This window comes from Oleiharenicola sp. Vm1, assembly GCF_047777955.1.
Lineage (GTDB): Bacteria > Verrucomicrobiota > Verrucomicrobiia > Opitutales > Opitutaceae > Didemnitutus.
Genome location: NZ_CP180537.1, coordinates 2830231 through 2853083, shown reverse-complemented (window position 1 = coordinate 2853083; position 22853 = coordinate 2830231). Strand labels below are relative to the sequence as shown.

Here is a 22853-nt window from a genome sequence, read left to right as displayed (position 1 = left end):
CGTCAGAGCTTGCCGCCGTAGATGGCGGACTTGCCGAGCTCTTCCTCGATGCGGAGGAGCTGGTTGTATTTCGCGACGCGGTCGGTGCGGCAGAGCGAGCCGGTCTTGATCTGGCCGGCGTTGGTCGCGACGGCGATGTCGGCGATGGTGACGTCCTCGGTCTCGCCCGAGCGGTGCGAGATGACGGCGGTGTAGTTGGCTTCCTTGGCCATCTCGACGGCGTCGAAGGTCTCGGTGAGCGAACCGATCTGGTTCACCTTAACGAGGATCGAGTTCGCGGTGCCGGTATCGATGCCCTTCTTGAGGAACTCGGTATTGGTGACGAACAGGTCGTCGCCGACGAGCTGCACGCGGTCGCCGATGGCGTCGGTGAGCTTCTTCCACGTCGTCCAGTCGCCTTCGGCGCAGCCGTCCTCGATGGAGATGATCGGATACTTCGAGGTGAGCTTCTTGTAGAACTCGACCATCTCGTCGCCGGTGAGGATCTGGCCGGAGGACTTCTTGAAGACGTAGTGCTTCTTCTCCTTCACGTAGAACTCGGAGGAGGCGACGTCGAGGGCGAGGTTGATGTCCTTGCCGAGCTTGTAGCCGGCGGCCTTGACAGCGACGGCGATGGCGTCGAGCGCGGCCTCGGTGGACTCGAGCTTCGGGGCGAAGCCGCCTTCGTCGCCGACGGCGGTGGCGAGGCCCTTTTCCTTCAAAACCTTCTTGAGCGAGTGAAAGACTTCGCAGCCCATACGGAGACCTTCGGAGAAGGACTTCGCGCCGGTGGGCATGATCATGAATTCCTGGAAATCGATCGGGGCATCGGAGTGCGCGCCGCCGTTCATGATGTTCATCATCGGAACGGGGAGGACCTTCGCGTTGGGGCCGCCGAGGTATTTGTAGAGCGGCTGGCCGAGCGCGTTGGCGGCGGCCTTGGCGGTGGCCATCGAGACGCCGAGGATGGCGTTGGCGCCGAGCTTCGACTTGGTCGAGGTGCCGTCGAGCTTGAGCATGGCCTTGTCGACGCCGACCTGGTCGGTGGCGTCCATGCCGAGGAGGGCGGGGGCGATCTTGGCCTTCACGTTGGCGACGGCCTTGAGCGTGCCCTTGCCGCCGTAGCGGGCCTTGTCACCGTCGCGGAGCTCGATGGCCTCGTGCTCGCCGGTCGAGGCGCCCGAGGGCACGGCGGCGCGGCCGAGGTGGCCGGAAGCGAGGCGAACGTCGACCTCGACAGTGGGATTGCCGCGGGAATCGATGATCTCGCGGGCGGTGATGGCGGTGATGGTGGTATTCATCAGAAGGGTGGACAGAGAACAGAGGACGGGTGACGGCCGTCGGAGGACGGAGTCAGCCGGGAGCGGAGCAGAGCGGGGGCGGCGCTGCAACGCTGCCGTTTGTCAAGTGTGCGGCGGGCGGGCGAGGCCGATCCGGTAGAGGAAACGCTGGAAGGCGTTTGGTTCCCTCGGTCGGAAATCCTCGGGCAACTGGTCGGCGTGGCCGTGACGGATGGCGGCGCCGATGGGGGTGCCGCCGTTGTAGTTGCGGATGAGGAGGGTGGTGCGGTTGAACATCTCGCGCGGCACCTGGTTGAGGTGGCCCTCGACGGCGGCGGCGTGCAGCGGGGTGTCGCCAAAATCGTTGCGCGAGATCAGCAGGTCGATGGTCAGCGCCTCCCGCGGGATCTGGTTGAGGTAGCCCGACTCGGCCGCGGCGTGGATGACGGTGTAGCCGGCCTTGGTGGCGAGGACGAGGTTCTCGTGGGTGAAGAGCGGGGCGGGGATCTGGTCAAGGTGGCCGGAGATCGCGGCGGCGTGGAGGACGGTGTCGTGGTTGGCCGTCTTGGTGAGCAGGTTTTCCGCGGTGAGGAACTCGGCGGGGACCTGGTCGAGGTGGCCGTTGAAGACGGCGACGTGCAGCACGGTCTCGCCGGAGATGTTGGGCGTGGTGAGCGTGTCGCGGGTGATGAACGCGTGCGGGAAGCGGTCGAGCGTGCCGGCCTCGGCGGCCTCGTGGAGGAGCGTGTTGCCGTGGTCGGTCTTGAGCAGGACGGTCTCGAGGGTGAGGAGCGGGGCGGGGATCTGGTCGAGCGTGCCGGCGGCGGCGGCGAGGTGGAGCGGCGTGAAGCCGCTGTTCGAGCGCAGCAGGAGGTAGTCGCGCGTGAGGAACCCGGCGGGCACCTGGGCGAGGCGGCCGGAGCGGGCGGCGAGGTGGAGCGGCGTGTAGCCGGCGTCGTTCTTGAGCGTGAGCGTGTCGGGGGTGAGAACGGCGAGCGGCAGCTGGTCGAGCGAGCCGTATTTGGCGGCGAGGTGCAGCGGCGTGTTGCCCGAGGCGTTGCGCGCCGTGAGGTTCTCCGGGGTCAGTTGTTCCGCGGGCACGAGAGGAAACGTGCCTTCGCGCGCGGCGACGAAGAGATCGGTTTGGGCCATGCGACGGCGACGAGGGAATCACGCGGCCGGAGGGCCACGCAAACCAAATCCCGGGCGCGCGGGCGGCGTTTGGGTTTGCCAAGAAATTCGCCGCCAACAACTCTTGCGCGCGATGACAGCTCCGACCAACGCTCCGTCCAACGCGGCGAAGAAGGGTGCGGTCCTGCTCGTGGACGACGAGCGGCCGCTGATCGCGCTTTACGCGGAGGCGCTGGCGCCGTTCTTCGAGATCGATCTCGCCGGCTCGGCGCGCGAGGCGGGCTTCATGCTGCACAAGAAGGAATACAAGGTGATCGTGTGCGACCACCTGATGCCCGGCGGCAACGGGTTGAGTTTTCTGGTCCACGTGCGCGAGGAATATCCGAACACCCAGCGCGTCCTCGTCACTGGCTACATGAAGCCCGAGATGCTGCTGCGCAGCGTGAACGAGGCGGCGCTCTACCGCTACCTGCTCAAGCCCGTGTCGCTGCCGGAGCTGGTCAAGACCGTCCAGGAAGCCGCCAAGCTGCACGATCAGGCGGTGGCCGCCACCGGATGAGCGAGGCGGCCACCAGACGTCCGGTGGTGTTGCTGCTCGACGACGAGGTGCAGCTGACGGTCGTCATGACCCGGATGCTGGAAGCGCAGTTCGAGATCGAGGTCGCGGCCAGCGTCGAGGAGGCCCGTCTGCTGCTCGGCACGCGGCAGTTCGACGCGCTGGTGTGCGACCACATGATGCCGGGCCCGGTGCAGGGGCTGGATTTTCTCGTCGAGGCGATGACGGTGCAGCCGAACGCGAAGCGGATCCTGATGACCGGCTACATGAACCCCGAGCTGCTCGCGCGGGGCGTGACGCTGGCGCAGCTCAGCGGCGTGCTGCTGAAGCCGTGTTCGCTGCAGCACATCCGCAAGGCGCTGCACGATGCGCTGGGCTTGAGCGCGTGAGGCGCAAGCGCGGCGATCTCTTCGGATCGCAGGACGGCGCGATTACGAGAGCACGATCAATATCGCGTGACCGGCTGCGGCCGACTTTTCGTAGAAGGCGACTAGCGCGGCGTAATTTTCCAGCAGGTAGTGCAGCGCCTCTGTGCCGTCTCGGACCCAAATGCCAGGGTAGATTCCGAGGGCGTCCATCCTCTTGGGATCGTAGCGTGCGCGAAGCTTTTCGCTCGTCTCGCTCTTCAGGGCACGCGCGATCGTTTTGACCTCGTTGGCGGTCAGCAGCCTGGCCGGGCCATAGCCGACGTCATCTCCGATTTCCTTTCCGCCGAAAATCGCCTTCGACCGGATGTCATTGGTCGGTTCGCCGCTCCCGGTGAGCAGAAAATGGAGGCCATGCCACGCCTTGTCGATGTCCAGCATCTTCGGGGCATCCGTGTGTTCGAGCAGCGCTTGTATCTTGGCGTTGGTCAGCTCGCGCGCGTCCGCGGCTGGGATGGCGTAGAAGGACATCACCATCCCGGCGAAAGCGCGCGGGGAGAGCAAGACGACCGTGAGCAGAACGCAGGAGAGGGCGCGACGCATGGAGGACGAATCTCTCAGTCGTAGCGTCGCCGCAGGTTGCTCGGAAGCAGGCCGAGTTCCTCGCGGTATTTGGCGACGGTGCGGCGGGCGATCTTCAGGCCCTTGCCGTCGAGGACGCCGACGATGTCCTGGTCGCTCAGCGGGGCGCCGGGATCCTCGCCGGCGATGATGTCGGCGATCATTTCCTTCACGCTGGTGTTGGCGACGGCCTGGCCGGCTTCCGACTGGTAGCCGGAGGTGAAGAAGAACTTCATGTCGAAGACGCCGTGCGGGGTCTTCATGTATTTGTTCGCGACGGCGCGGCTGACGGTCGTCTCGTGCACGCCGATGATGTCCGCGATCTGGGTCATCGTGAGCGGCTTCAGCTTCGAGACGCCCTCCTCGAAGAACTCGGTCTGGTGGCGGATGATTTCCCGCGTGATGCGCTCGATGGTGCGCTGGCGCTGCTCGATGGCGTTGATGATGAACTTGCCCGAGCGGAGCTTCTCGCGGAGGTAGTCGCGCTCCTGCTTGTTGAGCGTGCCCTTCGCGATGAGCTCCTTGTAGGTGTTGGAGAGGCGGAGGCGCGGGATGTAGTCGGCGTTGAGGCTGATCTTCCACTCGCTGCCCTCCTTCTCGACCGTGACGTCAGGGACCACGACACGGTTGGCGTCGTCGGCGAAACGGCGGCCGGGCGAGGGGTCGAGCGTGCCGATCTCCTCGATGGCTTCCTGGATCGTCTCCGGCGGCAGGCCCATCTTGCGCGCGAGGTCGGGGATGCGGCGGCGGACAAGCAGCTCGAAGTGGTCGCGGATGATGCGCGCGGCGACGGATTTTTCGCGGCCCTTGTGCGCAAGCTGGATCAGCAGGCTGTCGCCGAGGTCGGCGGCGCCGATGCCGGGCGGGTCGAAGGAGCGGAGGAGCTTCGAGGCCTGCTGGACGACGTCGAGCGGCAGCCCGGACATCATGGCGATGTCGGAGAGCGAGGAGGTGAGGAAGCCGCGGTCGTCGAGCGAGCCGACAAGGAACTTCATCGCGGTCTTCACCTCGAACGGGGCGTCGGCGAGCTCGGCCTGCTGGATGAGGTGCTCGGAGAGCGAGGTCTCGGAGGTGAGGGACTCGAGGAAGTGCTGGCGGCGCTCGTCCTCCTCGGGCGACATCTGCCGGACACCGCCGGTGTCGCTGAGGTGGTCGCGCCAGTCGTCGTTGAGCTTGCCGAGGATCTCGAGGTCCTTGTCCTTGGAGAAATCCATCGCCTCGTTCGTGCTCTTGTCGGTGGAGGCGTCGGAGTCGCGGTCGGAGTTGGCGTCGTTGCGGTCGAGGCTGATGCCTTCGCTGGGCAATTCCTCGAGCGTGGGATTGGCCTGGAGTTCCTCCTGGATCGTGGCGCGGAGGTCGAGGGCGGCGACCTGCAGGATCTTCAGCGACTGCCGCATCTGCGGCGCGAGCACGAGCTGCTGCGTCTGCCGCTGCTGGAAGCTTTGTTGGAAACCCGGACCACTCATAGGCGCAGGAAATTAGCGGAGGCGCTCAAGCGGGGGCGGGGGCAGGGGCGGCGTGGAAAGCTGGGGGGCGTGGGCGGTGGCGGTGGGGGAGTAAAGTTCGCGCAGGTAGACCGACAGCTTTTCGTTGGTGGGGCCGTAGCGGTCGCTGTAGAGGTAGAGTTCGAGGTCGGTCATCATCTCGGCGGCGGTCTGGTAGCGCTGGTTGCGCTCGCGCTGGAGGGCGCGCTGCAGGATGGCCTCGAGGCGCGCGTCGATCTCCGGCCGCAGCGTGGCGAAGCGCGGGACCGGCATCTGGAGGATGTTGCGGCGCGATTCGATGCGGTTGACCGCGCGGAAGAGGTTTTTGCCGAGCAGCAGCTCGGAGAGGACGATGCCGAGCGAAAACAGGTCGGAGCGGGCGTCGGTCACGGCGTAGCTGGCGCCTTCGGGGGAGAGATACTCGTCCTTGCCCGGGATGACCTTGCCTTCCTCGTTATACATCAGGTCCAACGCCTTCGCTATGCCGAAGTCCGTGAGCTTCACGTCGCCCTCGTGGGCGATCATGACGTTCTTCGGATTCACGTCGCGGTGGACGATGCCGAGCAGGCGGCCGTCGGCCCCGCGCTTGGCGTGGGCGTAGCTGAGGCCGCGGCAGACGCGCGAGACGATGAAGGCCGCGAGATCGACCGGAACGGGTCGCCGCAGCTCGGCGTGGCGTTCGAGGAACTGCTCGAGGTTCACGCCGTCGACATATTCCATCGTCATGAAATACTGCCCGCCGATCTGGCCGAGATGGTAGGTCTGGACGATGTTGGTGTGGATGAGGTCGGCCACGAGCCGGGCCTCGCCGATGAAGTTCTTCTGGAACTCCTCGATCGCGGAGTATTCCTCGCGGATGAGTTTCACCGCGACGACTTTGCGGAACTGCCCGGCACCGCGCTGGACGGCCTCGTAGACCACGCCCATGCCTCCCTCGGAGATCTTGCGGGTGAGCTCGTAGTGCAGCTCGTTGAAAATGTGCTTCAAAGACGGCACGAGTCCCAGAAAACGCGCCGCGCCGGGGCGTGGCAAGAACTCTGCTGCGAAATTTGCACGGTTCCTGCTCAGGGATTGACGCGCGGCGGATTTCGGCGTGGCGCAAACGGGGCGCGAGAGCCGCTTGTCGGCGCGCGCGGGCCGATTGACAGCGCGGCGTTCGCTCCTACGTTGCGCGCATGATCACGCTTACGCCCCGCGCCGCGCAGCAAGTGCGCAAGATGCAAGCCGAGCTCGGCGATGCGCAGAAAAAATTGCGCGTCTTCATCGAGAACGGCGGCTGCTCGGGCTTCCAATACGGGATGTCCTTCGACCTGGCGAAGGAGGGCGACCAGGAGTTCGTGAGCGAAGGCGTGCCGGTGCTGATGGATCCGACGAGCCTCGTTTACCTGAACGGCTCGAGCGTGGATTTCGACGACGGCCTGCACGGCAAGGGATTCGAGATCAAGAATCCCAATGCGCAGAGCACCTGCGGTTGCGGCAAGTCGTTCAACTGAGCCCGTCCGCGCGCGACCGGGCAACGGTCGCGGCCGGCTCGCGCTCGCCGCGCGTCGCGCGACTCACGCCTGCGCCTCGTGCAGGGCGACGATGCCGAAGGTCAGCGGCGTGGCGCGCACGCTCTTGAAGCCCGCCCGCAGGATCTCCGCGCGCATCGCCTCGCGGTCGGGGAACTGCTCGATCGAGCCGCAGAGGTATTCGTAGGCCCCGCGGTCGCCGGTCACGACGGCGGCGATCGACGGCAGCACGTATTTGAGGTAAGTGTAGTAGACCGGGCGGAACCACGCGAACGGCTGCGAGAACTCCAGCACGAACAGCCGGCCGCCCGGACGCAGCACGCGGCGCATCTCGGTGAGCGACTTGTGGCGGTCGGCCATGTTGCGCAGGCCGAAGGAAATCGTGAGCGCGTCGAACTGCGCGTCGCCCAGCGGCAGCGCCATGCCGTCGCCCTGGCGGAACTCGATGGGGTGCCAGCGGGAACTCGCGACACGCTTTTTCACGGCCTCGTCCAGCATCGGCTGGCAGAAGTCCATGCCGAGGATGCGCACGCCCGCGGGCAGTCCGTCGGCGAGTGCGAAAGCCACGTCACCGCTGCCAGTTGCGAGATCCAGCACGTCGCGCGGGCGGGCGTCGTGCACGCGGCGCACCAGCACGCGACGCCACCAGAAATCCACGCCGCCGCTCAGCAGGTGATTCGCCAGGTCGTAGCGACCGGCGATGCGGGCAAACATGGAGCGAACGGCGGAGGCGTCAGGCATCAGAAAGTGGGGTCTAGGCATTGCGCGGGTTTGCCGTTGACGCAAGCACGCGCTCATGAATTATTTGTGCCGCAAAACCTCAACCCCACCACGCCATGTCGACCAACCTCACCAAACGCGAAATCGTGCTGGAGATCTACGAGAAGACGGGTTTCCCGCAGAAACAGATCCAAGACACCGTGCAGATGACTCTCGACATCGTCATGGAAGCCCTTGCTGCGGGCCGAAATGTCGAGCTCCGCAACTTCGGTGTGCTCGAAGTCCAAGTGCGCAAGGCTCGCGTCGGCCGTAATCCGAACAAGCCGGAGACGGAAGTCGTGATCCCCGAGCGCGCGGTCGTGAAGTTCAAGAGCGGCAAGATTTTGAAGCAGAAAATCAAGGCGCTCAACCTCGAGCAGCTCAAAGCCAACCCGCCCGCGCCGGCCTCCGCCGACGAAGGCGATGACGACGAGACGGCCTGATCGGCCGCCCGTCCTCCGCAACCGCTTCATGGCAGGATTCCAGTCCCTCCCAGGCTTCCGGGAATTTTACCCGGAAGACTTCTCCCGTCGTCAGCACATTTTCCGCGTCTGGCGCCAAGCCGCCACCAGTTACGGCTTTCAGGAATACGACGCGCCGGTGCTCGAGCCGCTGGAGCTCTACACGACCAAGTCCGGCGACGAGATCGAAGGCCAGCTCTTCTCCTTCACCGACAAGGGCGGACGCGACGTCTCACTGCGTCCGGAGATGACGCCCACCGTGTGCCGCCTGGTCGGCGCCAAGGCCGGGGCGCTGAAGCGTCCGATCAAGTGGTTCAGCATCGCGGAATTTTATCGCTACGAACGTGCGCAGAAGGGACGCCTGCGCGCCTTCAACCAATTCAACGCCGACATCTTCGGTGAAGCCGGCCCCGAGGCGGAGATCGAGCTGATCGCGCTGCTCGTCCAGTGTCTGGCCGGCTTTGGCCTGACGAAGGACGATTTCTACGTCCGCCTGAGCGACCGGGACCTGTGGTTCTTCTACCTCGAGGCACTCGGGTTCAACGACGCGCAGTCGCGCGGCATCCTCGGCGCCATCGACCGCTACGAGAAGATGGGCGACGACGCCTTCAAGGGCTACGTCGAGGCGCACGGCGCGCTGGCCGACGAGACGAAGGCGCGGGTGTTGGCGTTTCTCCAGATCAAGAGCCTCGCCGACCTCGAAGCTGCGCTCGCGCCCTTCGCGTCGGAAAAACTGAACGCGCGGCTCGCCGACTGGCGCAAGGTCCTTGGCGGCCTCGCAGCGATGGGCCTGAGCGATTTCGTGAGCGTGGACCTCGCCGTGGTGCGCGGCCTGGCTTACTACACAGGCTTCGTGTTCGAGGCGTTCGATCGCAAGGGCGACCTCCGGGCGCTTGCCGGCGGCGGGCGCTACAACGATCTCGTCAAGAAACTCGGCTACGCGGACCTGCCCGCCGTCGGCTTCGCCATCGGCGACGTCACGACCGGCCTGTTGCTCGAGCAGCGCGGCCTCGCGCCGACCTTCGTCAACGCGCCCGACCTCTACGCCGTCATCGGCGGTGAGCAGGAGCGGCTGGCGGCCTTCGCCGACATCCGCGCGCTGCGCGCGGCCGGTTGGCGCGTCGAGTATCCGCTCAAGGACGTGGCTTTCGGCAAGCAGTTCAAAGCCGCCGCCGAATCCGGCGCCCGGCTCGCGCTCATCTACGGTGGCGACGAGCTGGCCAAGGGCGTGGTGAAGATCCGCGACCTGACCGACCGCTCCGAGCGCGAAGTGCCGTGCGACCGCGTTGCGGACGCCGTGCGCGACGCGCTGGGCGGGCATTGAGAGCGATGCGCCACTATTCGGGCCGCAATCCGGATCGCATGGCGCCGCACGATTATTGGAGAATCGGAACATGGCTCGCCCTCGCGGGCTTGGTTCTCTACGTCGCGCTCACGGCCCTCGCGGCCGGCGTTGTCGACCGCATGCTCTATTTCCCGGATTACGCCTCGCGCAAGGAGCCGGAGAGCGTCATCCGAATTCCCACACCGGACGGTGGCTCGATCGCGGCGGTTTACCTGCCCAATCCGGCCGCGAGGCACACGCTCTGGTTCTTCCACGGCAATGCCGAGGATCTCGGCTCGCTCGAGCCGTTCCTGCGCGAGCTGCACGCGCGCGGCTTCGCGGTCTTCGCCTACGACTATCCCGGCTACGGCGTCAGCACCGGCGTGCCGAACGAGCAGGCGATCTACGCGGCGAACGCGGCCGCCGCGCGCTACCTGCAGGGCATGCTGAAGGTGCCGCTGTCGCGCGTGGTGCTGGTCGGGCGCTCGCTCGGCGGCGGGCCGGCAACGGATCTCGCGGCGCGCGAGCCGGTCGCGGGGCTCGTGCTGCAGTCGGCGTTCATGAGCGTCTATCGGGTGGTGACGCGCTGGCGCGTGCTGCCGTTCGACCAATTCGAGAATCTGCGCAAACTCCCGCGCGTGGCGTGCCCGGTGCTCGTGATGCACGGCACCGCCGACGAGGTGATCCCGTTCCGGCACGGTGAAAAGCTTTTCGCCGCCGCGCCCGGCCGGAAATCGCGCCTCTGGGTCGAGGGCGCGCGGCACAACGACTTCATGGAGATCGCCGGCGAGCGCTACTGGACGGCGCTGCGGGATTTCGAAGCGGCTTTGCCGTGAGGTGGGGCGGGACCATCGAAACGCTGAACGTGAACCCACGCGCAGGCATTGATCGTGGGTAGGGGCCGCTGCCCTCCACGGCCCTTCGGCATGCGCGCGAGGCCATGAAGGGCGCTTGAGGTCAAGCGCCCCTACCGCTCGATCGCGCCGCCGCGGGGGCGTCACCAAATTTCGGGCAACAGGTTCGCGGGGCGCGGCTGGCCAAAGGCGTCGTAGAACTCGGGGAAGTTCGCGACCGGGCCGAGCACGCGCCACTTGATCGGGCTGTGCACGTCGGATTGGATGCGCGTGCGCACGTCCTCCGGGCGCTGGTTCGTGCGCCAGCCTTGGGCGAAGGCGATGAAGAAGCGCTGGTCGGGGGTGAAGCCGTCGATGGGCGCGAGGCGCTTGTGCGCCGTGGCGAGCTTGAACGCCTCGTAGGAGATGCGCAGGCCGCCGACGTCGGCGATGTTCTCGCCCAGCGTCTGCCGGCCCTCGATGTGCAGGCCCGGGAGCGGCTCGAAGGCGTTGTATTGCGCGACGATGTTGTCGGCGAGTTTCTCGAAGCGTTTCACGTCGTCCTCGTTCCACCAGCCCTTGAGGTTGCCCTCGTGGTCGTATTGGCGGCCCTCGTCGTCGAAGCCGTGGGTGAGCTCGTGGCCGATCGTCGAGGCGAGGGCACCGTAGTTCGCGGCGTCGTCGGCCTGCTCGTCGAAGAACGGCGGCTGGAGGATGCCGGCGGGGAAGCACATTTCGTTCAGCTGCGGCGAATAGTAGGCGTTGTTCGTCTGCGGCGTCATGAACCACTCGTTGCGGTCGACTGGCTTGCCGAGCTTGTCGAGGTTGCGGCGGTAGTTGAACGCCGAGGCGGCGATCATGTTCTCGAGGTAGGAATCGCGCGTGATCGTGAGCGAGCGGTAGTCGCGCCAGACGTCGGGGTAGCCGATCTTGCTGCGCATGGTCTCGATCTTCTGGTAGGCGGCCTGCTTCGTGGTGTCGCTCATCCAGGTGGAGGCGGCGATGCGGTTGCGCATGGCCTGGAGGTGGAACTTCACCATCTCGAGCGCGCGGGCCTTGGCCGCGGGGCTGAAGGCGCGCTGCACGTAGAGCTGGCCGAGGTCGAAGCCGATGGCGCCGTCGGCGGCGGCGAGGACGCGCTTCCAGCGCGGGCGGAGCTCGGTGCGGCCGGTGAGCTTCTTGCCGTAGAAGGAGAAGGTCTCGTCGACGAACGCGTGGCCGAGGTAGTTGGCGGCGTCGTGGAGGAGCGACCAGCGCAGGTAGGCCTTCCAAGCGTCGAGCGGCTCGGACGTCGTCAGCGCGGCAAACGCGGTGAAAAACTCCGGCTGGCCCACGAGCACGGCCTGCTCGGTCGCGGGCAGCTGCGCCGCGGCGAAAAGCCCTTCCAGTCGAAGCCGGGGACGGCGCCGTCGAGTTCGGCGCGCTTGAACTTGTGGTAGTTTTTCTCGGGATCGCGGAGGTCGACAAGCTTGCGCGAGGCGGCGGCGAGCTTGGTCTCGAACGCGAGGACGACCTTGGCGGCGGCCTTGGCCTGCTCGGGCTGCTCGCCCGCGAGCGCGAACATGCGTGCGATGTGCGCCTCGTAGGCCTGGCGGATGTCGACCGACTTCGGGTCGGGACGGAAATAGAATTCGCGCTCGGGCAGGCCGAGGCCGCCCTGCGCGAAGCCGGCGATCATCGCGGTGCTGTCCTTGTCGTCGACGGTCGCGCCGAAGCGGAAGCCGCAGTCGGTGCCCTGCACGTAGAAGCGGCCGAGCAGCGGGATGATGTCGGCGGGCGCGGCGAGCGCGTCGATCTGCGCGAAGTAGGGCGCGAGCGGCCGGAGGCCGGCGGCCTCGATGGCGGCCTCGTCCATGCCGGCGGCATAGAAGTCGCCGACGCGCTGCGCGATGCTGCCCCGCGGGCCGCTGGTCTGGGCGGCGGTTTCGAGAATTTCCTTCAGGATGGCGAAATTGCGCTCGTCGATCTCCTGGTTCACGCCGTAGCCGGAGTATTCGCCGGGAATCGGCACCTTGCTGAAGGCGCCGTTCGCATAGTCGTAGAAGTCGTGCGCGGGATTGACCGCGAGGTCCATGTAGCCGCGGTCGACGGCGGTGATGGGGCGGGGCGCGTCGGCCCGGAGCGGAGCGGCGCCGAGGGCGGCGAGGAGGAGCAGGAGGGTGGTTTTCATGGCTGGGATCACATCCGGGTGGAAAGCTGCTGCTCCGCCTTCGTCTCGCGGGCGATCAGGGACTGGAGCTCGGTCAGCATCTCGTCGCATTTCTTCTGCGCGGCCTCGTCCTGCCACTTGAAGCCGGTGTCGTCGGCCTGCCACTTGCCCCAGTGCTCGTCGAGATGCCGGTAGATCAGCTTCATCTGGGCAAAGATCAGGCCGTCGAGCGTGCGGATGGCCTTCATCGGGCCGATCGTGCGACCGGTGCTGCCGTTGTAGCCGGCGAGGAAGCTCGCGCGATGGGCGCCGCTCACCTTGCCCTCGTCGAGCGCCTTCTCGACGCGTTCGTTCATGCCGTTGATGCGCTCGAGCAGCGCGGCGTTCTGCTTCTCCAGTTCCTCGAGGGCGGCGATGCGGGACGGGATCTCCTCGCGCGCCTTCAGCGTCGCCGGATCGCCCTGGCCGGACTGGTTGAATTTGGAAACGAGACCGAGGTAGTCGGCGCTCTGCTGCTGGAGCGGCAGGACGATCTTGAGCGAGACGGCCATCAGGGGACGGACCTCGTCCGAGAGCTGCGTGAGGGTGCGCTCGAAGAGCTCCATCATCTGCTTCTGGTAGCCCATCCGCTCCTCGAGATTGTCGGTGGCGAAGATTTTCTGGCGCAGGTCGCGGAGCGTGGTGTTGAACTCCTGCATCACCTTCTCGTCGTTGGACGAGGCGTGGGCGAGCAGCGGGAGGAGCGCCAGCAGCAGGAAGCGGAGGGGGCGGAGCAGCGTTTTCATGGGGTCAAAGTCCGAGCTCGCGCTTGGTGGCGGCGAACTGCTCGATGGCGAAGGCGAGGTCGTCCTTGCTGTGGGCGGCGGACACCTGCGTGCGGATGCGCGCGGCGCCCTGCGGGACGACGGGGTAGAAGAAGCCGATCACGTAGACGCCCTTCTCGAGCATCTTCGCGGCGAATTTTTGCGACAGCGCGGCGTCGCCGAGCATCACGGGCACGATCGGGTGCGTGCCGGGCTTGATGGTGAGGCCGGCCCGCGCCAGGCCCTCGCGGAAGAAGCGGGTGTTGTCCTCGAGCTTGTCGCGCAGCGCGGTGGAGCGGCTGAGCAGTTCGAGGCACTTGAGCGAGGCGGCGGCGATGGTCGGGGCGATGGTGTTGGAGAACAGATACGGGCGGGAGCGCTGGCGGAGGAGGTCGATGATCTCCTTCCGGCCGGAGGTGTAGCCGCCGCTGGCGCCGCCGAGGGCCTTGCCGAGCGTGCCGGTGAAGACGTCGACGCGGCCCATCACGCCGCAATGCTCGTGCGTGCCGCGGCCGGTCTTGCCCATGAAACCGACCGAGTGCGAGTCGTCGACCATGACGAGGGCGTGGTATTTGTCGGCGAGGTCGCAGATGCCCTGGAGGTTGGCGATGTAGCCATCCATCGAGAATACGCCGTCGGTGGCGATCATCTTGAAGCGCGCCTGGTTGGCGTCGGCTTCCTTCAGCTTCGCCTCGAGGTCCTCGAGGTTGTTGTTCCGGTAGCGGTAGCGCTGCGCCTTGCAGAGGCGGATGCCGTCGATGATCGACGCGTGGTTGAGCTCGTCGGAAATGATCGCGTCCTCCGCGCCGAGCAGCGTCTCGAACAGACCGCCGTTCGCGTCGAAGCAGGAGGAGTAGAGAATGGTGTCCTCGGTGCCGAGGAAGCGGGAGAGCGCGGCCTCGAGGTCCTTGTGCAGCTGCTGCGTGCCGCAGATGAAGCGCACGGAGGCGAGGCCGTAGCCCCAGCGGTCGAGCGACGCGCGGGCGGCGGCGATGAGCTCGGGGTTGTCGGCGAGGCCGAGGTAGTTGTTCGCGCACAGGTTCAGCACGCGCTGGCCGCCGGCGACGGCGATGTGCGCGGTCTGGTGCGTGGTGATGATGCGCTCGCGCTTGTAGAGGCCGGCGGCGTCGATCTCGCCGAGGGTTTTCCTGAGGTGGTCGTAGAAACCGGAATTCATTTCGGCGCAGGGTGGGCGGCGGACCCGGGGGAGGCAAGGCGGTCCTGGCGGAACCGGTCTAGTTCCCATGGGCTAATGAGAACCAAAATGGTTCCAAATTGACAAAAGGAACCGTTTTGGTTCCATGACGGCCATGGGTTACACGGTCATCATCGCCGATCTGGTGGCGTCGCGCCGGCTGCCGGCGCGGGCGCAGTTCCAGCGTCGGCTCAAGACGGTGCTGCAGGGCGTGAACGCCCGGGCGGGGCGCGCCCTGGCGTCGCCCTACACGCTGACGCTCGGCGACGAGTTCCAGGCGGTGTATCGCGACGCTGCGACGGTGTTCGCGGACCTCATGAGCATCCAGGCGCAGATCGCGCCGGTGCAGGCGCGTTTCGCCCTCGCCACCGGGCCGCTGGCGACGACGGTGAACGCGGCACAGGCGATCGGCATGGACGGTCCGGCGTTTCACCGCGCGCGGGCGCTGCTCGAACGCCTGAAGGACGAGCGGCGGCTGTTTGGCGTGCAGACGACGGACGCGCCGGACTGGACGCTTCCCGGGGGCGCGCTCGCCGTGCTGTCGGGCATCACGGAAGGCTGGCTGCCGAAGCGTTTCGAGGTTTTCGCGGGGCTGCTGGCGGGCGCCAGCCGACCGGAACTGGCCAAAAAGACCGGCATCACCGTCCGTGCCGTGAACAAAAACATCCGGGCGGCCGACCTTGACGAGTGGAAGCGCATCCTCGATGAGATTGCCCGTCTGCTGAACGAGGAAACGAAAACGCGATGAACCTCGAGTTTCTGGCGATTGCCAACGTGGTGCTGGGGGTGCGGCTCGTCCTGCTGCTTCAGGACGACGCGCCGAGCGGCGTCGCCTGGGCGAACAAGGCGGCGGTCGAGGCCGCCGCGACGCTGCTGCTGTTCACGCTCACGCCCGCTTCCTCGTGCTGCTGGCCGGCGTGGCCGGCCTGAACCTCGCGGGGTGGTGGCTCGACGCCCGTCGCCGGCCCAAGAACTCGGCGCGCCTGGCCGTCGGTCTGGCGATGCTCCTGCTGGCGAGCATCGCTGCCTCGCCCGGTGCCGGGTTGGGCTTCCGGCCCTTCTGGAGCTCGCTGCGCACCGGATTGGAGCACTGGTCCGCGCTGGCGGCCGTCGTCGAGGCCCTGGCGAGTCCGCGCGGGCAGCTGGTGCTGCTGGGCCTGCTCTTTGCGGCCAACGAGGCGAATCTCATCATCCGCGCCGTGTTCGACTGGTTGCGGCTGAAGCCGCAGGTCCGCCCCGGCGGCGCCGGCGCGCCGGAGATCGACGTCGGCGAATACAACCGCGGCCGCGTGATCGGCCTGCTGGAGCGCGCGCTGCTCTACGGCTTCGTGCTGCAGGGCCAGTATGGCGCGATCGGCTTCGTGCTCGCGGCGAAGGCGTTCACGCGCTTCCGGGCGCTCGACGACCGGCCGTTCGCGGAATACGTGCTGATCGGCACGCTGCTCTCGGCGTGCCTGGCGCTGGCGGCGGGCACGGCGGTGAAGTGGCTGCTGCGTTGAGCGGTCGCCGTCGCGCGAGGACGCGGCGACCGATGCAGGACGGGGGCGCGATGTCGCCGCGCCCGGTCTCACTCCCAGTTGAGCACGATCTTGCCGGACTTGCCGGCGCCCATGAGCTCGAAGCCTTCCTGGAACTGCTCGACGGGAAAGCGGTGCGTGATGACGGGCGTGATGTCCATGCCGCCCTGCACCAGCGCGGTCATCTTATACCAGGTCTCGAACATCTCGCGGCCGTAGATGCCCTTCAGGTGAAGCATCTTGAAGACGACCTTGTTCCAGTCGATCGCGACCTCGCCGGGCATGATGCCGAGCAGCGCGATGCGGCCGCCGTTGACCATGTTGTCGATCATCTGGCGCAACGCGTGCGGATTGCCGGACATCTCGAGGCCGACGTCGAAGCCCTCGGTCATGCCGAGCTCGTGGTGCCAGACGTCGGTGAGGTTTTCCTTCGCCACGTTGACCGTGCGCGTCGGGTTGAGTTTCTTGGCCAGCTCGAGGCGGCCGTCGTTCACGTCGGTGATGACGATCTTGCGCGCGCCGGCGGCGCGGGCGACGGCGATGGCCATGCAGCCGATCGGGCCGGCGCCGGTGATGAGCACGTCCTCGCCGACGAGGTCGAAGGAGAGCGTGGTGTGCACGGCGTTGCCGAGCGGGTCGAAGCAGGAGACGACGTCGGTGTTCATGCCCGCGGGCACCTTCCAGACATTGGATTGCGGGATAGTGACGTAGTCGGCGAACGCGCCGTCGCGGTTCACGCCGACGCCTTTCGTGTTGGGGCAGAGGTGGCGGCGGCCGGCGAGGCAGTTGCGGCAGTGGCCGCAGACGATGTGGCCCTCGCCGGTGACAAGCTGGCCGAGCTCGAAGCCCTCGACGCCCGCGCCGACGTCGGCGACGGTGCCGACGTATTCGTGGCCGATGATCAGCGGCGGCTTGATCGTGCGCGAGGCCCACTGGTCCCACTTGTTGATGTGCACGTCGGTGCCGCAGATGGACGTCTTCTTGATCTTGATCAGGACGTCGTTGACGCCCGGCTTCGGCACCGGGGCTTCGGTCATGATCAGGCCGGGACCGGCCGTGGGTTTCACGATGGCGCGCATTTTCGCGGACATGGCAGGGGAATGGGTTGGTTTTGCCGAGACGCTAGGTGCGGCGTCCGGCGAAACAACCCCGAAGCGGCCGCGAGGCGGTTTTCCAAGCGCGCTAATCGCCGCGCGCGCCGCGCTTAAGTCTGGCTCTTTCGGCCCACGCCGGTGGCGGGCTCCGGCAGTTCCAGCGAGCGCCAGAGATACCAGCTGGCGACGCTGCGATACGGCGACCAGCGGCGGGCGTGCCGGAGGATGACCTCGGGGCTGGGATCGCGGCGCTTGCGGTAGAGTTTCTTGAAGGCGAGCCGGATCGCGAAATCGCCGGTCGGCATCACGTCGGGCCGGCCGAGATGAAAAATCAGCAGCATGTGCACCGTCCACGGGCCGATGCCGCGCACGGCGGTGAGGCGTTCGATCAGCTCGGCGTCGGCGAGGCGCGGGACCTCCGGCCAGGCGGGCACCGTGCCGTCGAGGCAGCGGGCGGCGAGGTCGCGCGCGGCGGCGAGCTTCGCCCGCGAGAGGCCGGCGGCGCGCAGCTCGTCGTCGGTGGCGTGCGCGAGGGCCGCCGCGGTCGGCCCGCCGTGGCGTTCGAGCAGCGCGAGGACGCGGCCGTGGATCGTCGCGGCGGCCTTGCCGTGCAACTGCTGGTAGACGATCGAGCGCAGCAAGGCTTCGAACAGGCTTGCCGCGGGCAGCAGCTCCAGCGCGAACGGTCCGATGCGATCGATCACGCCCGCCAGGGCCGCGTCGGCGGCGCGCAGGTGTCCGAGCGCGTGGGCGGGGTCGAACTGCAGGCGGTGCGGCCGGCTCATTCCGAGATCAGCTCGGCGCCCTCGAGCGCGAGGAGGCGGGTCTTGGTGCGCACGCCGCCGGGGGCGGAAAAGCCGGTCATCTTGTCGCTGGCGGAGACCACGCGGTGGCAGGGAACGATGAGCGGCCAGGGATTCGTGGCGAGGGCGACGCCGACGGCGCGCGCGGCCTCGTTGCCGAGCCCCATCGCCTTGGCGATCTCGCCGTAGCTCTTCTTGTAGCCGGGCTTGATCCCGAGGGCGTGCAGATAGACGGCCTGCTGGAAATCGCTCACGCGCGACCAGTCGATCGGCGCGTCGGCGAAATCCTGCATCTTCCCTCGAGGTGCGCCTGCACGCGCTCGATCAGGCGGCGCAGCCACTCGGGGCGCGGCTCGGCGGCGGGCTTGCTGTGCGCCTTCTTGGCGAGGTGGCGCTCGGTGTCCTCGACGTCCTCCTCCGGCAGCTGGAAGCCGGTCAGGCCGCGCTCGTTCCACGCGACGCCGCAGGTGCCGAAGGCCGTGGGGAAAAGCGTGTGGGGCATGACGGGACTGATAGGCGGAGCGAGCACGGCGCGCAAGTCAGGCGCCGCGATTTTACGGGACGATGACGAAAATCGGGCGACGAAATCCGCTCGCGGCTACCGGGCCTTGGGCGCGACGACCTGCTCGACCCGGCAGCCGCGCTCGCGCAGGCGGGCGACGAGGCCCTCGGGGCCGGACATGTGGGCCGCTCCGGCCAGCACGAACTCGATCTCCGGCGTGGCGAGCATCCGCTCGATCACGGGCAGCCAGGCGGCGTTGCGCTCGACCACGAGCCGGCGGTGCAGCGACGGGTATTTCTCGCGCAGTTCCCGGTTCATCAAGCGGTCCAGCGCCGCCAGGTCGCCCCGGCGCCAGGCGGCGAGCAGCTGGGGAAAATCCCGGCCGACCTGGTCGAGTTCGGCGAGCGTGTTGAGCACGAGCTCGCTCGGCTGTTCGTCCGCCATGCCGGTGAGGTAATCGACCTGGCGTTCGAAGGCCTCGAGCTGGCCGAGGGACTTCCCGTCCGCCTGCGCGCGCTTGAAGTAGACCAGGTCGACGCCCTCCTGCGAGACGCCGAGTTTCTGGAGTTCGAGCGCGGCCAGCATCACCGTGAGCAGCCACGGCCGCATCGGGCGCAGCGACTCGATCGGCAGCTGCCGCTGCGCGCAATACCGGCCGAGCGCGGCCCAGGCGTCGGCGGAGAGGGCCTGTTGCAGCGTGGTGCCGTCCGTGAACAGGCCGCGCGCGGCGATGATCTGCTGCATCTCGGGCGATTGCAGGCGGGCGAGGTCCGTCTCGCAGACGAGGCGCGTGGCGGCGGCGTAGGCCTGGTCGAATTCCGGCGGCAGCGGAAAGTCGGCCGGACGCAGCAGGTGGGAGGTGCCGCCGAGGTAGAGGGTGGAGTCACCGCGGGTGACTTTCCACACGGAGGTCTGGGCGGAGAGCGGGCCGGCCAGGACCGCGGCCAGGAAGGTAAGCAGGAGGCGATTCATGAGCGGATTTCATTGGGGCCCGTGCAGGCAGGCTGCGCCATGAGCCATGGGAGGCCAAGGGAATTCCCGCGGGTCGGACGCCGCAGGCGGAGGGACGAAGCGGGGGGATTCCGATGCGGTCGCCTGTAACTGCGATGCCGGCCTCGCGTCTCATCGCAGATGAGCGACGCGCCGCGCAAGATCATCATCACGGGCACGGGACGCGCCGGCACCACCTTTCTGGTGCGGCTGCTGACCGAGCTCGGGCTCGACACGGGCTTCACGCGGGAGAACTGGCGCGAGCATGTCCACGCCCATTGCGCGGCAGGCCTGGAGAAGGACCTGGCCGCGCCCGATGCGCCGCGCATCGTGAAGGATCCCGACCTGTGCGAGCGTCTGCCGGCGATCCTCGCCGCGGGGCGCGTCGTCGTGGAGCACGCGCTGGTGCCGGTCCGCGAGCTCGAGGCGGCGGCGGCGAGCCGCGTCCGCATCGGCGCGAACGCCCCGGGCGGACTCGTCGGCACCGCCGACGCGGACCACCAGCGGGCGGTGCTGGCCGAGCGGTTCCATCACCTCGTCGAGACGCTGGTGCAGCACGACATCCCGCACACCTTCCTCGCGTTCCCGCGCTTCGCCTGCGACGCCGCGTATTGCTACGAGCGGCTGCACTTCCTGCTCGACGGCGTGACCTTCCGGGAATTCGAAGCGGCGTTTGCGCGCGTGGCCGACCCGAAGCTCATCCATCAGTTCCAGCCCGGCGCCCAGCCTCCGGACGCCGGCGCGCCCTCGCGCGCTTATCACTGGTCGCGTCGCCTGCGGAAATGGCCGCGGCGCTTGGCCGTGGCGGCGGCGCTGGTGGCGGTGGGGCTCGCGGTCGGCGCCCGACGCGGCCGCGTGATCGCGCCGCCGGCCGGGCCGCCGGCGGCCGTGCTGGCGGCGGGCGATCCGGTCGCGGCGGCGAAGCGGGCGCGCGGGGACTTCTACACGCTGCTCCAACTCGCGTTCGAGGCTGGGGACGAGAACGGCGACGGCAACATTTCCCCCGAGGAACTGGCCTGGCTCATCGCGATCGATCCGGAGCTGGAGGGCGAACTGCAGCGCCTCGCCGGCCAGCGGCGGTCGTGGGATCAGCTCTACGCCTCGCTCGATCTCGATCACGACGGCCGCGTGAGCGAACCGGAGTTCGTCGCGCAGGTGGCCGCCGCGACGCGCGGAAGCGCGGGCGGCGGCGCGGCGGAGTGAGCGGGCGCGGTCAGTTCTCGCCGATGTAGCGGCGGAAGAACTCCTCGTAGCGCACGAGGCTGTCGAGGCGCTGCTTCGGTTCGCCGCTGCGGCTCATCTCGTGCGTCGCGCGCGGGTAGCGCACCTCCTCGACGTCGCGGCCGAGCACCTTGAGGCTCTTGAAGAGCATCTCGCTGCCGACGAAGCCGGTGCGGCGATCGCTGTCGCCGTGCTGGATCAGCAGCGGCGTCTTGATCTGCGCGACGTAGGTCAGGGGCGACTGCTCGGTCAGGATCTCGCGCAGGCCCGGCTCCCACGGGTAGCCGCCCCAGGCGAGCGGGACGAGGCGCCAGGCGTTGCCTTCGCCGAAGAACGTGAGGAGGTCGTAGACGCCGCGCTGTGCGACGGCGGCCTTGAAGCGGTGGTCGTGACCGACGATCCAGGCGGTGAGGTAGCCGCCGTAGGAACCGCCGGTGACGACCTGGCGCGCCGGGTCGACGAAGGGCTGCTGCGCGGCGGCCGTGGCGGCGGCGAGGACGTCGTCCATCGGACCCTTGCCCCAGTCACGATGGTTGGCGCGCTGGAATTCCGTGCCGTAGCCGCCGGAGCCGCGCGGGTTGGCGAAGACGAGGGCGTAGCCACGGGCGGCGAAGAACTGGAACTCGAACCACATCGAATCCTCGCCCGGGCCCCACATCGCGGACGGGCCGCCGTGGATCTCGAGCAGGAGCGGGTATTTTTTCCCGGCCTCGCGCGCGGTCGGCGCCATCGTCCAATACTGCACGGCCTGGCCCTTCTCGTTGGTCAGGCTGTGCTCCTCGATGGCACTGAGCCGGCGCTGCGCGATCCACGCGGCGTTGTGCGCGGTGAGGGCGTGGCTGCCCCGGGCGTTGGCGTCGGCGACATGGAGCTCGGAGGGATTGCCGGGGTGGGTGACGATCTGCGCCAGGGTCGCGCCGTGCAGGGCGAAGTCGCGGATGCCCCAGCCGGCCTCGGGCGTGAGCGTCTCGTAGCGGCCGGTCGCGATCGCAACGCGGCAGAGCGGGAAACGGCCGTGGTCGGCGACGAGGTAGTAGATCGCCGTGCTGTCGTCGTTCCACTGCAGGTTGCCGGCGGAGCGGTCCTGGGCGCGGGTGAGGATCCTCGGCTCGCCGCCGGTGGCGGGCACGAGGCCGACCGCGGTCTGCTCGTAGCTGAACAACTGGCCGCGCGTGACGACGAAGGCGACCCACTTGCCGTCGGGCGAGGGCTGCGGGGCGATGACGGAGTGCCCGGGGAGCTGCAGGAACTCGCGGGCGCCGCCGGCGGTGGCGTCGATCCGGTAGAGGCTCGTCGTCAGGACGCGGTCCGGATGCTGGGCGAGGTCGGAGGCCGCGGCGCAGACGATGGTCCGGCCGTCGGCCATCCACTCGGGACCGCTGAAGCTGGTGAAGCCCGGCGTCAGGTCCTTCGCCTCGGCGCCTTCGTGCGCCTCCTGCACGAAGACGTGGGCGAAGCTCGGCTCGGCCCCCGCGTCGGTCTCGGAGAGGAAGTTCAGGCGGGCGAGGGGGCGCGGGTTGCCGTCGGCCTCGTTCTTCGCCAGCCACTCGCGGCGCTCCGCCAGCGAGCCGTCGGGGTCGGCCTGGGGCAGCTTCTCCTTGGCCGCGTCGGCGCCGGCGGCCGGGGCGGCGTCCTTGCCGGCGGGTTTCTTCAGGCCCCAGTTGGCGACGTCGTTCGCGGCGCGGCCGGGGCGCTCGGGCTTCCAGGCGGGCGCGGTGTCGCCGCCGGTCTTTTCCAGCGCGGCGCGCGCCTGCGCGTAGTTGAGCGAGGAACTGAAGAGGAGCTTGGTGCCGTCCGGCGACCAGCGCGGGCCGGAAGCGCCGGTCTCGAGCTTCGTGACCGCGACCGCCTCGCCGCCGCCGAAGGGCAGGACGTGGATCTGCGGCTTGCCGTCGACGGTGCGGACGAACGCGATGCGGTCGCCCGACGGGCTCCAGGCCGGGGCGCCGGCGCTCGTGCCGCGCGTGAGCTGGCGTGGGGCGGCGCTGCCGTCGGTGGGCGCGAGCCAGAGGTTGGTGTGGTAGGTCCAGTCGTCCTTCGCCTCGGGTTTCGGCTCGATGGAGCGGACGACGTAGACGACCCACTTGCCGTCGGGCGAGAGGGCGGGCGACTCCAGCTGCTTCAGCTTCAGGAGGTCGGTGGCTTGGATGAGCGTCGCGGCCGGGGCGTCGGCGGCGCGGAGGACGGGCAGGGACGCGACAAGCGCGAGCGCGCAGCCGGCGGCCAGGAGACGGGGTAGGGTCAGGCGTGGCATGGCGGGGCACTCTGCGCAGGC

Annotated in this window: 25 protein-coding genes and 1 pseudogene; 10 read left to right on the top strand and 16 right to left on the bottom strand. The window is 68.1% G+C overall.

Annotated features, from left to right (window positions below):
* Positions 1–2: 2 nt before the first annotated feature.
* Both eno and ACMYLB_RS13870 read right to left on the bottom strand, forming a co-directional pair.
* A complete protein-coding gene (gene eno, locus ACMYLB_RS13875) occupies positions 3–1280 on the bottom strand; it encodes a phosphopyruvate hydratase (protein WP_415907572.1) in 1278 nt (425 codons plus the stop codon).
* Between the two features lie 102 nt (positions 1281–1382).
* Positions 1383–2411 (bottom strand): ankyrin repeat domain-containing protein, encoded by a 1029-nt coding sequence (locus ACMYLB_RS13870; RefSeq protein ID WP_415907571.1) that lies wholly within the window; start codon positions 2409–2411, stop codon positions 1383–1385.
* A gap of 112 nt (positions 2412–2523) precedes the next feature.
* Between ACMYLB_RS13870 and ACMYLB_RS13865 the strand changes: the two genes are divergently transcribed.
* Both ACMYLB_RS13865 and ACMYLB_RS13860 read left to right on the top strand, forming a co-directional pair.
* Positions 2524–2949: a response regulator gene (locus tag ACMYLB_RS13865; RefSeq protein ID WP_415907570.1), complete on the top strand. Its 426-nt coding sequence runs from the start codon at positions 2524–2526 to the stop codon at positions 2947–2949.
* Between the two features lie 26 nt (positions 2950–2975).
* Positions 2976–3335, top strand: a complete 360-nt coding sequence (locus ACMYLB_RS13860) for a response regulator (protein ID WP_415907569.1) — start codon at positions 2976–2978, stop codon at positions 3333–3335.
* A 42-nt stretch (positions 3336–3377) separates the two neighbouring features.
* Here ACMYLB_RS13860 and ACMYLB_RS13855 read toward each other — a convergent pair whose 3' ends face one another.
* The 3 genes from ACMYLB_RS13855 to ACMYLB_RS13845 are packed head-to-tail and all read right to left on the bottom strand — an operon-like array spanning position 3378 to position 6412.
* Complete coding sequence (locus ACMYLB_RS13855) at positions 3378–3914, bottom strand: YfbM family protein (protein ID WP_415907568.1); 537 nt, start codon at positions 3912–3914, stop codon at positions 3378–3380.
* Positions 3915–3928: 14 nt separating this feature from the next.
* The gene (gene rpoN / locus ACMYLB_RS13850; protein WP_415907567.1) at positions 3929–5398 is read right to left on the bottom strand and encodes an RNA polymerase factor sigma-54; all 1470 of its coding nucleotides are present in this window, start codon (positions 5396–5398) and stop codon (positions 3929–3931) included.
* Positions 5399–5410: 12 nt separating this feature from the next.
* Positions 5411–6412, bottom strand: a complete 1002-nt coding sequence (locus ACMYLB_RS13845; RefSeq protein ID WP_415907566.1) for a serine/threonine protein kinase — start codon at positions 6410–6412, stop codon at positions 5411–5413.
* Between the two features lie 179 nt (positions 6413–6591).
* On the opposite strand from ACMYLB_RS13845, the gene erpA reads away from it, so the two are divergent.
* Positions 6592–6909, top strand: coding sequence for an iron-sulfur cluster insertion protein ErpA (erpA, locus tag ACMYLB_RS13840; RefSeq protein WP_415907565.1), 318 nt, complete (start codon positions 6592–6594; stop codon positions 6907–6909).
* Positions 6910–6972: 63 nt separating this feature from the next.
* On the opposite strand, the gene ubiE is transcribed toward erpA, so the two are convergent.
* Complete coding sequence (ubiE, locus tag ACMYLB_RS13835) at positions 6973–7668, bottom strand: bifunctional demethylmenaquinone methyltransferase/2-methoxy-6-polyprenyl-1,4-benzoquinol methylase UbiE (protein WP_415907564.1); 696 nt, start codon at positions 7666–7668, stop codon at positions 6973–6975.
* A 95-nt stretch (positions 7669–7763) separates the two neighbouring features.
* Between ubiE and ACMYLB_RS13830 the strand changes: the two genes are divergently transcribed.
* Genes ACMYLB_RS13830 through ACMYLB_RS13820 form a run of 3 tightly spaced genes read left to right on the top strand, consistent with a single transcriptional unit; the run spans position 7764 to position 10307 of the window.
* Positions 7764–8129 (top strand): HU family DNA-binding protein, encoded by a 366-nt coding sequence (locus tag ACMYLB_RS13830; RefSeq protein ID WP_415907563.1) that lies wholly within the window; start codon positions 7764–7766, stop codon positions 8127–8129.
* A gap of 28 nt (positions 8130–8157) precedes the next feature.
* The gene (gene hisS, locus ACMYLB_RS13825; protein WP_415907562.1) at positions 8158–9471 is read left to right on the top strand and encodes a histidine--tRNA ligase; all 1314 of its coding nucleotides are present in this window, start codon (positions 8158–8160) and stop codon (positions 9469–9471) included.
* 5 nt (positions 9472–9476) lie between these two features.
* A complete protein-coding gene (locus ACMYLB_RS13820) occupies positions 9477–10307 on the top strand; it encodes an alpha/beta hydrolase (protein ID WP_415907561.1) in 831 nt (276 codons plus the stop codon).
* Between the two features lie 161 nt (positions 10308–10468).
* Here ACMYLB_RS13820 and ACMYLB_RS13815 read toward each other — a convergent pair whose 3' ends face one another.
* The 4 genes and pseudogenes from ACMYLB_RS13815 to ACMYLB_RS13800 all read right to left on the bottom strand — a co-directional run bounded on the left by ACMYLB_RS13815 (position 10469) and on the right by ACMYLB_RS13800 (position 14433).
* Complete coding sequence (locus ACMYLB_RS13815; protein WP_415911090.1) at positions 10469–11038, bottom strand: M13-type metalloendopeptidase; 570 nt, start codon at positions 11036–11038, stop codon at positions 10469–10471.
* 243 nt (positions 11039–11281) lie between these two features.
* Positions 11282–12378, bottom strand: a pseudogene (locus ACMYLB_RS13810) (M13 family peptidase); the annotation flags it as partial.
* A gap of 104 nt (positions 12379–12482) precedes the next feature.
* Positions 12483–13238, bottom strand: a complete 756-nt coding sequence (locus ACMYLB_RS13805; protein WP_415907560.1) for a hypothetical protein — start codon at positions 13236–13238, stop codon at positions 12483–12485.
* 4 nt (positions 13239–13242) lie between these two features.
* Positions 13243–14433 (bottom strand): glycine C-acetyltransferase, encoded by a 1191-nt coding sequence (locus tag ACMYLB_RS13800; RefSeq protein WP_415907559.1) that lies wholly within the window; start codon positions 14431–14433, stop codon positions 13243–13245.
* Between the two features lie 133 nt (positions 14434–14566).
* Here ACMYLB_RS13800 and ACMYLB_RS13795 point away from each other — a divergent pair, with 133 nt between their 5' ends.
* The 3 genes from ACMYLB_RS13795 to ACMYLB_RS13785 are packed head-to-tail and all read left to right on the top strand — an operon-like array spanning position 14567 to position 15950.
* Positions 14567–15199, top strand: coding sequence for a SatD family protein (locus tag ACMYLB_RS13795; RefSeq protein WP_415907557.1), 633 nt, complete (start codon positions 14567–14569; stop codon positions 15197–15199).
* Positions 15196–15381, top strand: a complete 186-nt coding sequence (locus ACMYLB_RS13790; RefSeq protein WP_415907556.1) for a hypothetical protein — start codon at positions 15196–15198, stop codon at positions 15379–15381. Before ACMYLB_RS13795 ends, ACMYLB_RS13790 begins: the two co-directional genes overlap by 4 nt.
* Entirely contained in the window at positions 15354–15950 is a 597-nt protein-coding gene (locus tag ACMYLB_RS13785) for a hypothetical protein (protein WP_415907555.1), read from the top strand. Before ACMYLB_RS13790 ends, ACMYLB_RS13785 begins: the two co-directional genes overlap by 28 nt.
* A 68-nt stretch (positions 15951–16018) precedes the next feature.
* Here the strand turns inward: ACMYLB_RS13785 and tdh are convergent, their stop codons facing one another.
* From tdh to ACMYLB_RS13760, 5 genes are all read right to left on the bottom strand, one after another.
* Complete coding sequence (gene tdh / locus ACMYLB_RS13780; RefSeq protein ID WP_415911089.1) at positions 16019–17047, bottom strand: L-threonine 3-dehydrogenase; 1029 nt, start codon at positions 17045–17047, stop codon at positions 16019–16021.
* 125 nt (positions 17048–17172) lie between these two features.
* Positions 17173–17847, bottom strand: coding sequence for a DNA-3-methyladenine glycosylase family protein (locus ACMYLB_RS13775; protein ID WP_415907554.1), 675 nt, complete (start codon positions 17845–17847; stop codon positions 17173–17175).
* On the bottom strand, positions 17844–18158 hold the full coding sequence (locus ACMYLB_RS13770) for a methylated-DNA--[protein]-cysteine S-methyltransferase (RefSeq protein WP_415907553.1): 315 nt from the start codon (positions 18156–18158) through the stop codon (positions 17844–17846). The genes ACMYLB_RS13775 and ACMYLB_RS13770 overlap by 4 nt, the downstream gene beginning before the upstream one ends.
* Positions 18116–18367 carry a hypothetical protein gene (locus tag ACMYLB_RS13765; RefSeq protein ID WP_415907552.1) on the bottom strand — a complete coding sequence of 84 codons (252 nt, stop codon included), beginning with the start codon at positions 18365–18367 and terminating at the stop codon, positions 18116–18118. The genes ACMYLB_RS13770 and ACMYLB_RS13765 overlap by 43 nt, the downstream gene beginning before the upstream one ends.
* Before the next feature lie 96 nt (positions 18368–18463).
* The gene (locus tag ACMYLB_RS13760; protein WP_415907551.1) at positions 18464–19339 is read right to left on the bottom strand and encodes a TraB/GumN family protein; all 876 of its coding nucleotides are present in this window, start codon (positions 19337–19339) and stop codon (positions 18464–18466) included.
* A 159-nt stretch (positions 19340–19498) separates the two neighbouring features.
* Between ACMYLB_RS13760 and ACMYLB_RS13755 the strand changes: the two genes are divergently transcribed.
* Entirely contained in the window at positions 19499–20560 is a 1062-nt protein-coding gene (locus ACMYLB_RS13755) for an EF-hand domain-containing protein (RefSeq protein ID WP_415907550.1), read from the top strand.
* A 10-nt stretch (positions 20561–20570) separates the two neighbouring features.
* Here ACMYLB_RS13755 and ACMYLB_RS13750 read toward each other — a convergent pair whose 3' ends face one another.
* Positions 20571–22832 carry a S9 family peptidase gene (locus ACMYLB_RS13750; RefSeq protein WP_415907549.1) on the bottom strand — a complete coding sequence of 754 codons (2262 nt, stop codon included), beginning with the start codon at positions 22830–22832 and terminating at the stop codon, positions 20571–20573.
* Positions 22833–22853 lie beyond the last annotated feature (21 nt).

Coding starts and splice junctions, on each gene's coding strand:
- eno (WP_415907572.1), bottom strand. CDS start 1,280: ATGAATACCACCATCACCGCCATCACCGCCCGCGAGATCATCGATTCC.
- ACMYLB_RS13870 (WP_415907571.1), bottom strand. CDS start 2,411: ATGGCCCAAACCGATCTCTTCGTCGCCGCGCGCGAAGGCACGTTTCCT.
- ACMYLB_RS13865 (WP_415907570.1), top strand. CDS start 2,524: ATGACAGCTCCGACCAACGCTCCGTCCAACGCGGCGAAGAAGGGTGCG.
- ACMYLB_RS13855 (WP_415907568.1), bottom strand. CDS start 3,914: ATGCGTCGCGCCCTCTCCTGCGTTCTGCTCACGGTCGTCTTGCTCTCC.
- rpoN (WP_415907567.1), bottom strand. CDS start 5,398: ATGAGTGGTCCGGGTTTCCAACAAAGCTTCCAGCAGCGGCAGACGCAG.
- erpA (WP_415907565.1), top strand. CDS start 6,592: ATGATCACGCTTACGCCCCGCGCCGCGCAGCAAGTGCGCAAGATGCAA.
- ubiE (WP_415907564.1), bottom strand. CDS start 7,668: ATGCCTGACGCCTCCGCCGTTCGCTCCATGTTTGCCCGCATCGCCGGT.
- ACMYLB_RS13830 (WP_415907563.1), top strand. CDS start 7,764: ATGTCGACCAACCTCACCAAACGCGAAATCGTGCTGGAGATCTACGAG.
- hisS (WP_415907562.1), top strand. CDS start 8,158: ATGGCAGGATTCCAGTCCCTCCCAGGCTTCCGGGAATTTTACCCGGAA.
- ACMYLB_RS13820 (WP_415907561.1), top strand. CDS start 9,477: ATGCGCCACTATTCGGGCCGCAATCCGGATCGCATGGCGCCGCACGAT.
- ACMYLB_RS13815 (WP_415911090.1), bottom strand. CDS start 11,038: ATGTGCTTCCCCGCCGGCATCCTCCAGCCGCCGTTCTTCGACGAGCAG.
- ACMYLB_RS13805 (WP_415907560.1), bottom strand. CDS start 13,238: ATGAAAACGCTGCTCCGCCCCCTCCGCTTCCTGCTGCTGGCGCTCCTC.
- ACMYLB_RS13800 (WP_415907559.1), bottom strand. CDS start 14,433: ATGAATTCCGGTTTCTACGACCACCTCAGGAAAACCCTCGGCGAGATC.
- ACMYLB_RS13795 (WP_415907557.1), top strand. CDS start 14,567: ATGGGTTACACGGTCATCATCGCCGATCTGGTGGCGTCGCGCCGGCTG.
- ACMYLB_RS13790 (WP_415907556.1), top strand. CDS start 15,196: ATGAACCTCGAGTTTCTGGCGATTGCCAACGTGGTGCTGGGGGTGCGG.
- tdh (WP_415911089.1), bottom strand. CDS start 17,047: ATGCGCGCCATCGTGAAACCCACGGCCGGTCCCGGCCTGATCATGACC.
- ACMYLB_RS13775 (WP_415907554.1), bottom strand. CDS start 17,847: ATGAGCCGGCCGCACCGCCTGCAGTTCGACCCCGCCCACGCGCTCGGA.
- ACMYLB_RS13770 (WP_415907553.1), bottom strand. CDS start 18,158: ATGCAGGATTTCGCCGACGCGCCGATCGACTGGTCGCGCGTGAGCGAT.
- ACMYLB_RS13765 (WP_415907552.1), bottom strand. CDS start 18,367: ATGCCCCACACGCTTTTCCCCACGGCCTTCGGCACCTGCGGCGTCGCG.
- ACMYLB_RS13760 (WP_415907551.1), bottom strand. CDS start 19,339: ATGAATCGCCTCCTGCTTACCTTCCTGGCCGCGGTCCTGGCCGGCCCG.
- ACMYLB_RS13755 (WP_415907550.1), top strand. CDS start 19,499: ATGAGCGACGCGCCGCGCAAGATCATCATCACGGGCACGGGACGCGCC.
- ACMYLB_RS13750 (WP_415907549.1), bottom strand. CDS start 22,832: ATGCCACGCCTGACCCTACCCCGTCTCCTGGCCGCCGGCTGCGCGCTC.